This is a genomic window from Pedobacter arcticus A12 (assembly GCF_000302595.1).
Classification (GTDB): Bacteria; Bacteroidota; Bacteroidia; order Sphingobacteriales; family Sphingobacteriaceae; genus Pseudopedobacter; species Pseudopedobacter arcticus.
This window is the reverse complement of sequence record NZ_JH947125.1, coordinates 1,040,436-1,052,774: the sequence shown is the minus strand read 5'-3', so window position 1 is coordinate 1,052,774 and position 12,339 is coordinate 1,040,436. Positions and strand designations below refer to the sequence as shown.

The 12,339-nt window shown below is 36.2% G+C and carries 15 protein-coding genes; 12 read left to right on the top strand and 3 right to left on the bottom strand.

Annotation, left to right across the window (positions count from 1 at the left end):
* The first annotated feature begins 604 nt into the window (after positions 1–604).
* The 7 genes from B176_RS0106005 (at position 605) to B176_RS0105965 (ending at position 5,537) form a co-directional block, all read left to right on the top strand.
* Positions 605–1,483, top strand: coding sequence for a hypothetical protein (locus tag B176_RS0106005; RefSeq protein ID WP_017257881.1), 879 nt, complete (start codon positions 605–607; stop codon positions 1,481–1,483).
* Between the two features lie 375 nt (positions 1,484–1,858).
* Positions 1,859–2,278 (top strand): hypothetical protein, encoded by a 420-nt coding sequence (locus B176_RS0105995; protein ID WP_017257879.1) that lies wholly within the window; start codon positions 1,859–1,861, stop codon positions 2,276–2,278.
* A gap of 159 nt (positions 2,279–2,437) precedes the next feature.
* Positions 2,438–2,881 carry a nuclear transport factor 2 family protein gene (locus tag B176_RS0105985; protein ID WP_040539848.1) on the top strand — a complete coding sequence of 148 codons (444 nt, stop codon included), beginning with the start codon at positions 2,438–2,440 and terminating at the stop codon, positions 2,879–2,881.
* 181 nt (positions 2,882–3,062) lie between these two features.
* Entirely contained in the window at positions 3,063–3,869 is an 807-nt protein-coding gene (locus tag B176_RS0105980; protein WP_017257876.1) for a class I SAM-dependent methyltransferase, read from the top strand.
* Between the two features lie 61 nt (positions 3,870–3,930).
* Positions 3,931–4,644, top strand: coding sequence for a helix-turn-helix transcriptional regulator (locus B176_RS21170; protein WP_017257875.1), 714 nt, complete (start codon positions 3,931–3,933; stop codon positions 4,642–4,644).
* A 55-nt stretch (positions 4,645–4,699) separates the two neighbouring features.
* On the top strand, positions 4,700–5,158 hold the full coding sequence (locus B176_RS21165) for a GyrI-like domain-containing protein (protein ID WP_017257874.1): 459 nt from the start codon (positions 4,700–4,702) through the stop codon (positions 5,156–5,158).
* 7 nt (positions 5,159–5,165) lie between these two features.
* The gene (locus B176_RS0105965; protein ID WP_237739804.1) at positions 5,166–5,537 is read left to right on the top strand and encodes a DUF1801 domain-containing protein; all 372 of its coding nucleotides are present in this window, start codon (positions 5,166–5,168) and stop codon (positions 5,535–5,537) included.
* 142 nt (positions 5,538–5,679) lie between these two features.
* Here B176_RS0105965 and rpmA read toward each other — a convergent pair whose 3' ends face one another.
* The 3 genes from rpmA to B176_RS0105950 form a co-directional block, all read right to left on the bottom strand.
* Positions 5,680–6,126 carry a 50S ribosomal protein L27 gene (gene rpmA, locus B176_RS20585; protein WP_017257872.1) on the bottom strand — a complete coding sequence of 149 codons (447 nt, stop codon included), beginning with the start codon at positions 6,124–6,126 and terminating at the stop codon, positions 5,680–5,682.
* A 50-nt stretch (positions 6,127–6,176) separates the two neighbouring features.
* Positions 6,177–6,488, bottom strand: coding sequence for a 50S ribosomal protein L21 (gene rplU / locus B176_RS0105955; RefSeq protein WP_017257871.1), 312 nt, complete (start codon positions 6,486–6,488; stop codon positions 6,177–6,179).
* Between the two features lie 99 nt (positions 6,489–6,587).
* Positions 6,588–7,094 (bottom strand): hypothetical protein, encoded by a 507-nt coding sequence (locus B176_RS0105950; RefSeq protein ID WP_017257870.1) that lies wholly within the window; start codon positions 7,092–7,094, stop codon positions 6,588–6,590.
* 105 nt (positions 7,095–7,199) lie between these two features.
* Between B176_RS0105950 and pdxH the strand changes: the two genes are divergently transcribed.
* The 5 genes from pdxH to B176_RS0105925 all read left to right on the top strand — a co-directional run bounded on the left by pdxH (position 7,200) and on the right by B176_RS0105925 (position 12,292).
* A complete protein-coding gene (gene pdxH, locus B176_RS0105945) occupies positions 7,200–7,850 on the top strand; it encodes a pyridoxamine 5'-phosphate oxidase (RefSeq protein WP_017257869.1) in 651 nt (216 codons plus the stop codon).
* A complete protein-coding gene (locus tag B176_RS0105940; RefSeq protein WP_017257868.1) occupies positions 7,847–8,347 on the top strand; it encodes an NADH-quinone oxidoreductase subunit C in 501 nt (166 codons plus the stop codon). Before pdxH ends, B176_RS0105940 begins: the two co-directional genes overlap by 4 nt.
* 84 nt (positions 8,348–8,431) lie before the next feature.
* Positions 8,432–9,556 (top strand): NADH-quinone oxidoreductase subunit D, encoded by a 1,125-nt coding sequence (locus tag B176_RS0105935; RefSeq protein WP_202803338.1) that lies wholly within the window; start codon positions 8,432–8,434, stop codon positions 9,554–9,556.
* Positions 9,557–9,944: 388 nt separating this feature from the next.
* Positions 9,945–11,393 carry an asparagine--tRNA ligase gene (asnS, locus tag B176_RS0105930; RefSeq protein ID WP_017257866.1) on the top strand — a complete coding sequence of 483 codons (1,449 nt, stop codon included), beginning with the start codon at positions 9,945–9,947 and terminating at the stop codon, positions 11,391–11,393.
* Between the two features lie 389 nt (positions 11,394–11,782).
* Positions 11,783–12,292 carry a phosphoribosyltransferase family protein gene (locus B176_RS0105925; RefSeq protein ID WP_017257865.1) on the top strand — a complete coding sequence of 170 codons (510 nt, stop codon included), beginning with the start codon at positions 11,783–11,785 and terminating at the stop codon, positions 12,290–12,292.
* Positions 12,293–12,339: the final 47 nt, after the last annotated feature.

Here is a 12,339-nt window from a genome sequence, read left to right as displayed (position 1 = left end):
CCATGCATAGGCGTGGTCGGCATCTACCCCTAATCGTATCAGGTTTTTCCTTTTACGTTGGGGCTACTGAATAGCATATAGCAGTTAATAAAAACAATTGCCGACAGAACAGAACAGAATTTTTTAAAAATATTTAACGGAACTTCTCGCTCAATCATGTTTTATGGCCGACCGAACTGGAATTTTAGGTTTTGACATTTATGGTTTGTTTTGCCTACCAAATCGCTCGATTGAATTTTTGACCGACCAGAAATAACTTAATAAAACAAATATTTCAACCCACCGACCTGAACTCCAAAAACTAATCAGGAAAAGCGACGATTTTATTTTGCACTTAAGGAAAAAAACATTGCAAATTGACGGAAAAATTTTCATAAATTACTGACCGTAATAAACTTATAGAACATTAAATATTGAAATAAAAGCAACTGCAACGTCCACTAGCAACAAATTTGCTCAAAATGGTTAATGGTGTTTTACGTCAAATCATTCGTTACTTATCTAATTTGGTGCGAGCTGAAATGGTTCTGCAATTAATGCCATTCCTGCAAAAACCCGTCATTCGTTGCTACACACTTGAGAAACCAACCAAAACTCATATAATATGAAAGCTGTTAAACCAATTTTATCAATTTTCCTTCTGTTAAATCTTACAGTTTCATTTGCTCAAGATGTAACAATGGAATCCTTAACTTCAGAAATTCGTAAACAAGAAAAATCACTAGTTGAGAAAAAAGAAAGTTTTGATTTTTTATCAAAGTTCATAACAGAATTGGAAAATTCAGATGGAGATAATTCCACTCTAATTAAATCAAAAAAAGAAAATCTTAAAGTTTTAGAAATTGAGCTATTAAAAATTAAGGCAAGTTTATTTGATTCAAATTCCGAATTGCGAAAAATTAATTCCATAAATAATTTAGAGACAATTCCGGAACAAATGGAAAAGCTAGAACTTATTGAAAAACAAGTTAACACTAAAATAGCTGAATTCAGTTTAAATGAAAAATCAAAATTAGCCTTTAAAAATAAAACTATAAAATATAAAGCAACAATTTGGAATACGAACTTCTCAATACCGATTGCAAGATTTAATTTTACCAAGAATGATGATAACAATAAGTTCGGAGATATTCAAATGTTCAATTCAATCGGAGCAGGTTTTGGAAAAAGTTGGGGAACGATGACGGATTTCAGAGATGAAAAAGGAGATTTAGAAAATAGCGATTTCGCTAACTCATTTTCAATTCACGGCGGTTTTTTGTTTTCTGCAGGCAATGAGCAAAATGTATTTGCACCTGTTTTGACTTTTGGAGTATTAGATTTTCAATTGGGCTTCGGAGTTGAATTAGGAACAATAAAAGCAGACCAAGAAAGGGCATTTATAACTTTAGGTTATGCCATACCATTATACAAATTAATCAAAGGAAAATATCTATTTAGTAAAAAAGGAAGAATTTTAAATGAAATAAATACTGACTTATAAAACACCATATGTAATTTATTGCGAGTTCTTGCCTACTTACGGAATCCCCATCTAGCGCAAGTCTTATGAGCGTTGGAAAAAGAGAAGGCGGTGACTTGTGCTTTAGATGATTTTTAAGAAGAAAAAGGATTAATAGAAATGATGTATTACAATAACATTCCCGTTTGACGCAAGAATGAAGAAGGGGCAAAGCGGGAAAAGGCTTCTTGTGCCTTTTGTTACTTACAACAAGGGCATATTAACCAAGGCGCCAGCAAGGGCTACACATACTTGCGCCAAAATTAGTAAAGCAGTAAACTCGACTGGCTCCATTTTAAATTTTCGCAATCATAACAGATCAAGCCAATTAAAGCAAGTTCCTTGCTTAACAAAACAATGGAAAAACTGATTAAACATTTCACTAAAAAACAAAGAACACTTTTGCTTATTGACAGTATAGGATCTTTTATTACAGCATCTCTCCTATTTGTGATCATGCAAAAATATAGCGCATATTTTGGGATGCCCAAAACGGAATTGACATATCTGTGTATCGTTGCCGTTTGTTTCTGTATTTATTCTGCTTGTTATTTTCTATTTTTGAAAGGAAGTTTAATAGTTTTTATCAGACTTATTGCTTTTGCAAACTTAGTTTACTGCGTATCGATCATCGGCTTACTAATTAAACACGCTTCTTTATTGACCATTATCGGAACCGCATATTTTTTAATTGAAATCGCAATCATTTGCACACTTAGCTATGTTGAACTTAATGTGGCAACAAGAAACAACAAAAATAGACCATTTGAAAACTAAAGAAATGAGAAGAAACCACTGCTGATAAAAGCAAATTTTCGATAGTCAGGTTTTGGCTCTCCTAACGATCATTTGTACCGAAATTTTCACCTATATCAAATATTCACACTGTTATCAATCAGGCTAAAAGCCATCCCCCTAAAAATAAAACTAAAAATTATGAAAAAATTATTAACCTTTATTCTTGCAACTTTTTTACTCATCGCTTGTACAAACCCTAAAGAAAAAACCATGTCAACATCAGAAAATGAAAAATTAGTAAAACAATATTTTGAACATTTCAATAACCACGAATGGACAAAAATGGCAAATATGTATTCAGAAATAGCTGAATTTAAAGACCCATCTTTAGGGGAAGGTATTGTTAAGCAAACCAGACAACAAACTATTGATAAATATTCGGAATTGAATAAAATCTTCCCCGACCTTAAGGACCAAGTTATTCAAACGTATCCTTCAGGTGAAAATCATATTATTGTAGAGTTTGTATCAAGCGGAACGGCAGCTGACAATTCAAAATTTGAGTTACCCATTTGCACTATATTAACCATTGAAAACGGTTTTATCACAAAAGACTTTAGCTATTTCGACAATTTTGAATAACAAAAGGAATGAATGTAAATCTAACAATCGAAGCCCCAACCGCTAACAGTATATAAAAGAAATCGCGAAGGATTGCACTTTTTTGAATTGGTGATAGGCCGACAGCGCTTCCATTCATTTCGCAATCTCGCCAGTCTACCAAACGTTACGTGGTATTTTTAAAAAACCGAACATATAAAAAATGAACTCAGAATCAAATTACATTGAGATAAACCGAGCGTCATGGAACAACAGAACTGATGCGCACCTAAAATCGGAATTTTACGGCCTTGACGGATTTCTGAAAGGAAAAACTTCTTTAAATGAAATTGAATTAAACCTGCTTGGCGACCTAAAAGGGAAAACTATTTTGCATTTGCAATGTCATTTTGGACAAGACTCTATTTCCTTGAGCAGGCTTGGCGCAGATGTTACCGGCGTGGATTTATCAGACAAGGCTATTGAAAGTGCAAAACAAATTGCAAAAGACATCAATTCCGATGCAAAGTTTATTTGCTGCGACATTTATGATTTACCCAGTCATTTAGACGAAAAATTTGATATCGTTTTTACAAGTTATGGAACAATGGGCTGGTTGCCCGACTTGACCAAGTGGGCAAAAATTATTTCCCATTTTTTAAAGCCAAACGGACAGTTTGTATTTGTTGAATTTCATCCTCTTGTATGGATGTTTGACGACAACTTTGAAAAAATTGCTCACAGATATTTTAATTCGGGAGCAATTATAGAAACAGAAAACGGGACTTATGCGAATAAAAACGCGGATATCACGCAAACCTATGTGATATGGAACCACGGATTAGGCGAAGTGGTAAACAGCTTAATCAGTAACGGCTTGGAAATTAATTCATTTGACGAATTTGATTATTCGCCTTACAATTGCTTTAACAAAACCATAGAATTTGAACCGAAAAAATTCAGAATAGAACATTTGGACAATAAAATTCCAATGTTGTTTTCAATATCAGCAACAAGAAAAATCAAATAGGCGGTTAAAAAGATGTTCCAGCCACTTATAAAACATTAGCCATCTGAGCAGAAATGATAAAATGAACGATAATGACACAAAAAGGATTTCGAGACTGACTGCAATACTCACACAACTGCAAACGAAACGACTTTTGACAGCTACGGAACTTGCGGACAGATTTTCGGTTAGTGTGAGGACGATTTACAGAGACATTAGAACTTTGGAGCAGGCGGGAGTTCCAGTTATAACCGAAGAGGGAAAGGGCTATACCTTAATGGAAGGATACAGAGTTCCGCCTGTAATGTTTACCGAAGCACAAGCCAACGCTTTGATTACTGCAGAGCAGTTAGTGCTCAACAATAAAGACACTTCATTTATTAAAGATTACAAAGAGGCTATCGACAAAATCAAAGCCGTTTTAAAATACAGTGTAAAAGACAGGGTCAACTTACTTTCCGAACGGCTTCAGTTCAGACAAAACAGCAATAATGAAAAAACAAGTAATTATTTAGCTGATTTACAATTTGCGCTCACCAACTTCTGCCTGGCAGAAATAAAATACACCAACGAAACGCAAGAAGACACCAACAGAGTGGTTGAACCTTTTGCTTTGTATAGCACACAAGAAAACTGGTTGCTTATTGCGTTTTGTCGCCTGCGAAAGGGATATCGGGCATTTAGGCTTGATAGGATCAAACAGCTGAGCATACTCAATGAGAGTTTCAATCCCCACAAAATTACCTTGGAAAAATACTTTGAAATTTGTCGTGAAAAATATTTTCCAAACCCCTGACATACTGTTGTCCTAAGCTGATTTTAGCTTTGGGTTAACAAATAAACAGAACAAAATGGACAAAGTAAAAATTGAACCTTTTAAAGTAATCGGCATTTCAATAAGAACCACCAACGAAAACGGACAGGCTACCAAAGAAATAGCAGAGCTATGGGGAAAGTTTATGAATGAAAAAGTTTTGAATGCAATTCCAAACAAAATTGACGCTACGGTATATTCGATATACACAGACTATGAAAGTGACCACACCAAGCCTTACACTACAATATTGGGTTGTAAAGTAGAAAACCTTAATGATATCCCCCAGGGAATGATTGGTAAATCGTTTGACGGCGGAAACTATGTCAAACTATCCGCCAAAGGAAACTTGATGCAAGGATTGATTGCAAATAAATGGGCGGAAATTTGGGAAATGAATTTAGACCGGTTATTCACGGCGGACTTTGAAGTTTTTGGAGAAAAAGCTCAGCACCTGGTAAATGCAGAGATTGATTTTTTAATTGCCGTAAAATAGGAAACGGGTGTTGGAACAGCTTTATAACTATTATCTGAACAAAGATGAGCCAAATAAGGATTGCTTATTAGCGTTGCGAAGCATTATTCTTAACCAAGACAAAGACATTACGGAAACGCAGAAATGGGGAGCGCCTTGTTTTTGCTATCAAAAAAAGATGTTTTGCTATTTGTGGACCGATAAAAAAACGAAAGAACCTTATATTCTTATGGTAGAAGGAAAACATCTTGACCACCCTCAATTGGAAGAAGGCAACCGTACCCGGATGAAGATTTTTAGGGTTGATCCAAATAAAGATTTACCTATAAAAGCAATTGAGCACATTTTACAGAAAGCCTTGGACTTGTATAGAAAAGGAAGAATAAAAATCAAAACATAAAGATAAAAATTACACATCCTTTAAGCGCTACTACTGTATAACTTTCATCACCTTACGCCCGGCCCCAACGCTGCCACATCCCCAAAAAATAAAAAAGCCTTGATTTCACAATCAAGGCTTCAATATTTATAGAGCTTAAAAATTACTCAGCTGCATCGTCAGCTTTTTTAGCTACTGCTTTCTTTGCTGGTGCTTTTTTCTCTTCTGCTGCGTCTGCTTTCGCTACAACTTCTTTCTTAGCAGTTTCTTTTTTCACTGGTGCTTTTTTAACTGCTGGTTTAGCAGCTACTGCTTTTTTTGCTGGTTTGTCTTCCAAAACAACTGGTGCAGAAAAATCAAAAGGAACTATAGATACGTAAGATTTGTTATCTGCTTTCTTTCTGAATAATACTTTACCATCAACCAATGCATGTAAAGTATGATCTTTACCCATTCCAACGTTTTTGTCTGGATGGTGCTTAGTACCACGTTGACGAACGATGATATTTCCTGCAATTGCAGCTTGTCCACCGTAAATCTTGATACCTAAACGCTTGCTATGTGATTCTCTACCGTTGTTCGAGCTACCGGCTCCTTTTTTGTGTGCCATAGTTTTTTATATCTATTTAGCTTTTTTAAAAAGCTATCAAATGTTTAAAATTAAATTGAGATACTATCGATCTGGATTTTGGTAAAAGATTGACGGTGACCGTTTTTCTTCTTGTAACCTTTTCTTCTTTTCTTGTGGAAAACAATTACTTTATCGCCTTTTAAATGAGACACGATTTTAGCAGAAACCTTCGCTCCTTTTACTGCAGGCGTACCTACTGTAAATTTACCGTCATTAGCTACCAATAAAACATTGTCAAATTCAATACTAGCGCCTTCTTCTCCTTGTAGTCTGTGTACAAAAAGATGCTGGTCTTTTGCAACTTTGAATTGCTGCCCTGCTATATTTACTATTGCGTACATTATTTATTAATTTATGTGATTTAAAATGAGGTGCAAATATAGAAATTATATTTTCTTAAACAAACAACGAATCCGAATAAAAACCAACGGGCTTGGCTATTAATATTCGGGTCTTCTTAAAATGGCATCGTAAATTAAGGCTTGTCTAAAATTGAAATCAGCAGCTAAATGCTTCTCCTTTTGCTTAGACTGAATTCCATGCTTATGTTGCTCATGTATTCTTCTATTTGCTAACACTTCTTCAGATGCAACTTCGGGATTGTAGTAATCCAAAACAGGTGTCTTTTTTGATACTTTCGCATCTGTATATTGCTTTGCTCTAGCCCGCTCCTTAAAATAATCCTGCTTATGATCGCCAAAAGATTCAACTGGCGCATATTCTGGTGTTAGCGGTTTGTTGTAAGTAGTTTGAAAAGCTGGTTGCTCCACCACTTCGCGATAACTGGTAGCCCTTTTATTTTCCACAGCCGGAACTCGCTGAGTAGCTTTCTGAAGTTCTTCGGCTTCTTTTGCTCTCACTGCTGCCTTTTCCGCCTCCTTTTTAAAATTGTTATAAACGTTATAAAGAAAACCAATAATAATGATGGCAATAACTAAACCCTGCATTTGTTTTTTGCTTTTTATCCAAATATAAAGGTTTAAAATCTAATCCTCGTCATTAATTCAAGCTTTACTTTAAAACCATTTTTACAATGATTAAGTTTGCATACTATGAGCATCGAAAAGTCAGCCATTCAAAATCTACGTCAGGATTACCGTTCAGCATCGCTAAACGAAGAAGATGTAGATCAAAATCCCTATCAACAGTTCGAAAAATGGTTTCAAGAAGCGCTTAACGCCAAAGTTGTAGAACCAAATGCCATGACTTTGGCAACTTCGTCTAACGGAATTCCCTCTGCTCGAATTGTTTTGCTGAAAGAATTTACAGAAGAAGGCTTTGTTTTTTACACCAATTACAACAGTAAAAAAGGCAGAGAAATTGCAGAAAGTCCGTACGCAGCCTTGGTGTTTTTTTGGGCTGATTTAGAAAGACAAGTAAGGATTGAAGGCGTAGTAGAGCGGGTTAGTGAAGATGAGTCTACCGAGTATTTCAAATCTCGACCAAGAGGGAGTCAGCTGGGTGCATTAAGCTCGCCACAAAGCGAAATCATCGCCGATAGGAAGTTTTTGGAAGAAAAGCTAGAAAACCTGACAAAAAAATATGAAGAAAAAGAAATTGAAAAGCCAGAATATTGGGGCGGATACCGAGTAATACCTAACAGAATTGAGTTTTGGCAAGGCCGCTCAAACCGTTTACATGATCGCATTTTATACGTTCAGGATAAATCACAAAGCTGGAAATTTGAACGTTTAGCGCCATGATTTTTGATACTGTAAAACAATTATTGATTGAAAAGTTTGGCGAAGAAGTCATTATCGCCGAAGAGCCCAATCAAAAACAACCTGCCTTAATCATCAAAGCAGATTTAATTGCGGACGTTTGTTTGTTTTTAAGAGATCATCCACAAACTTGGTTTGATTTTCTGTCATGCTTAAGTGGTGTGGATTATGGTGTGGAACAGCAGAAATTTGGTATAGTTTACCATTTGGCTTCCATCATTAAAAATCACACGTTGGTTTTAAAAATTGCTACAGAAAACAATCGCGATGAAGAAAACCTACCTTCTTTTAAAAGTATAAGCGCCGTTTATAAAGCAGCCGAATGGCATGAGCGTGAAGCTTTTGATATGCTAGGCATTTACTTTGAAAATCATCCCGATTTACGGAGAATCCTTTTACCCGACGACTGGGACGGCTTTCCATTAAGAAAAGACTACAAAACCGCAGAACAATACCACAATATTAAAATTGATTTATAGGCTTTGCAAAACACCTTATCACATAAATATCAGGATGGCTTAATTGCCTACCAAAATAAAATCAAAGCCGTCGCTGCGGAAGAAATGGTTTTAAACCTCGGCCCGCAACACCCTAGCACACACGGTGTTTTACGTTTGGAGCTGATTACTGATGGCGAAATTGTTAAAGAAGTAATTCCGCATATCGGCTATTTGCACCGCTGTTTCGAGAAACATGGCGAAGCTTTAAATTACGCTCAGATTATCCCTTACACTGACCGGATGGATTACCTGGCATCCATGAACAACAACCATGCTTTTGTAATGGGCGTTGAAAAGATGCTTGGAATTGAAAACGATATCCCCAAACGGGTAGAATATATCCGGGTTTTGGTTTGTGAGCTGAACCGTATCGCATCTCACCTGATTGCTATTGGTACTTACGGAATTGATATTGGCGCATTCACTCCTTTTTTATGGTGTTTTAGAGATCGTGAGCATATCATGAATATGTTGGAGTGGGCTTCTGGAGCGAGGATGCTTTACAATTACATTTGGGTTGGTGGCTTATTTTACGATGTTCCGGTAGGTTTTGAAGATAGATGCAAAGAGTTTATAGATTATTTTAAACCAAAAATGCAGGAACTGAATGAGCTTTTGACAGATAATCAGATATTTATTTCCCGTACCGTTAACGTGGGTATTTTGCCTTTGGATGTTGCCATTAATTATGGTTGCTCCGGCCCGATGTTGCGTGGTTCTGGTTTAAAATATGATTTACGTCGGGTTGATGAATATTCGGTTTACCCCGAGTTAGATTTCGAAGTTGCCTACGCAAAAGCTGAAGTTGGTAGTATTGGCGATTGTTGGAATCGGTACAAAGTACGTATAGTAGAGATTGAAGAATCTTTAAAGATTATTGAGCAATGTGTAGAAAAACTCACCAAAGAACATAAACGCACCAAAGAGTTTGATCCAAGAGCACTTTGCCCTAAAAAGATTGTTCCGAAAGCGCAGGATTTTTATAGCAGAGCAGAAAACCCAAAAGGTGAAGTTGGTTTTTACTTTATCGCTGATGGACGTTCTGACAAACCTTTCCGTATTAAATCCCGCGGACCAAGTTTTTGTAATCTATCCGTCTTACCAGAAATCTCTAAAAACGTAATGATCGCTGATTTAGTTGCGATTATTGGGTCATTGGATATTGTTTTGGGGGAAGTGGATAGGTAAGATTGAGAAGCAAGAGGTGAGAGGTAAGAAACAAGATAATGCTTCTGGTTTTGAGATTGTATTTAGTAAGTAGTTTCTCCCTGCCAACAGCATCATGATCAATATTTTAATTGGTTGGTCATCATGTCTTAATTCTTGCAACTTGGTTGTTGTTTCTCCAAGAATGCAAGTGATCTCTTGATTCTTAATCTTGTTCTCAAACCATGCAAGTCGTCTTGTGTCTTAATTCTTGCTACTTACTTCTTATAGCGTAGCGGTCTTTATTCTAAAATTACGCAATTCATCTTGGCTCTTTATTCTTAAAGCGTAGCGCTCTTTGCTCTAATGAAAAAGCGCTCTTTATTCTAAATTATCGTATTTTAGCACCCACAAGAAATAGCTTGCTGATATGATTAAAAGAGAAAAAATAAAAAACATACTTTCTTCAACTGATTTTGATAGAGAAACCACCGTAATGGGTTGGGTAAAAACCTTTAGAAACAACCAGTTTATTGCGCTTAACGATGGATCTTGCATGGGTAACCTACAAATAGTTGTTGATTTTGCAAATACTCCCGATGAAATTTTAAAGAAAATAAATACCGGAGCGGCGATTAGTGTAACTGGAAAATTGGTAGAATCTTTAGGAAAAGGTCAGAGTTGTGAGATTAAAGCTAGCTCTGTAGAGATTTTGGGAGAAAGTGATGCAGAGAAATTCCCGTTACAACCTAAAAAACACAGCTTAGAGTTTTTAAGAGAAATTGCTCATTTACGTTTCCGTACCAATACTTTTAATGCTATTTTCAAAGTGCGTAATGCTTTGTCTTTTGCGGTTCATCAGTTTTTTAACGATAAAGGCTTTGTTTATTTACACACCCCAATCATCACCGCTTCTGATGCGGAAGGTGCTGGAGAGATGTTTAGAGTGACTACGCTCCCATTTGAAAACACACCAAAAAACGAAGACGGAACAGTAGATTTTAAAGAAGATTTCTTCGGAAGATCTGCAAACTTAACCGTTTCTGGTCAGCTAGAAGGCGAATTGGGAGCAATGGCTTTAGGTGAAATTTATACCTTCGGTCCTACTTTTAGAGCAGAAAATTCAAATACTACGCGTCACCTTGCAGAATTTTGGATGATTGAGCCAGAAGTTGCTTTCGCCGATTTGGAAGACAACATGAATTTGGCAGAAGATTTATTGAAATATGTAATTAAGTATGCAATTGATCATTGTAAAGATGAATTAACTTTCTTATCAACCCGTTTATCAGAAGAAGAAAAAAACAAGCCTCAAGCCGAAAGAAGTGAGTTTGATTTAATGACTAAGTTAAACTTCTGTTTAGAAAACAGTTTCGAGCGTTTAACTTACACCGAAGCGATTGAGATTTTAAAAAGATCTAAGCCAAATCAGAAAAAGCAATTCAAATATTTGATTGACGAATGGGGAGCTGACTTACAATCGGAACATGAGCGCTATTTGGTAGAAAAGCATTTCAAAAAGCCAGTAATTTTAACTGATTACCCTGCGGATATCAAATCGTTTTATATGCGTATGAACGAGCCTGATGAGCAAGGCAGAAAAACTGTTAGGGCAATGGATATTTTATTCCCAGGTATTGGTGAAATGGTTGGTGGTTCGCAACGTGAAGAGCGTTTGGATAAATTGACTACCCGCATGGAAGAAATGAATATTCCGCAAGACGAACTTTACTGGTATTTGGATACCCGTAGATTCGGAACTGCTCCACATGCTGGTTTTGGTTTAGGCTTTGAAAGATTGGTGCTTTTTGTTACCGGCATGACAAATATTAGAGACGTGATTCCTTTCCCAAGATTCCCTAAAAACGCTGAGTTTTAAATTCTGGAGAGATTGTGACATCAAAAGCCTCGATTAAAAAATAATCGAGGCTTTTTTGCTTTTGACCACGGAGTTCACAGAGTTTTTTCACTAAGATTACAGAGCAAGGTGTGTGTTTTTTTTTACCACGGAGGACGCGGAGATCACAGAGTTGGAGGGATAATCAGTCTCTACTTTTTTCTTCCTTCACAAAAGCTCCGTGTCCTCTGTGAACTCTGTGGTTAAAGATTTACGTATAGCACATTCTCAAATTCAAATTGATCTTCCTAAATCTAGCTTTCCAACATTTCATTTCAATTTGGATAACCTTTCAGTTTTCATTTATCAAAACGCTACCTCGACTCTCAATCCCATTTTAATTATTTATTTTAGCAACATAAACAAGTAGTATGAGCTCGAAAAGACTTTTGATTTTAGACAAACATCAAATACAACAGAAAATAAACAGAATTGCTTATCAAATTTTAGAAGATAATTTTGATGAAGAGGAAATTGTTTTGGCTGGTGTGGTTGCCCGAGGATATCGTTTGGCAATTAGACTTGAGGAAGTGCTGTCTAAAATATCTAAGCTAAAAATCACCATTGTTAAATTGAAACTCAACAAGGACAGTTCCAAGCTAGAATCATCAATTGATGTTCCGATCAAAGAATGTGAAAATAAAGTGATTATTTTAGTTGATGATGTTTTGAGTAGCGGCAGAACATTGGCTTACGGATTAGGCGTGTTTTTAAACATCCCACTTAAAAAATTACGTTCGGTAGTACTAATTGACAGAAGCCATAAAAATTTTCCGGTAGCAACGGATTTTGTAGGTTTAGAACTCTCTACCGTTTTAAAAGAGCATGTATCTGTTGTGCTTGATGAAGGCACTAAAGAAGATGGTGTTTATTTGAGCTAAGGCAGCATTCCTCCTCCTAAAATAAATGACTTCAAAAAAAACTAGCC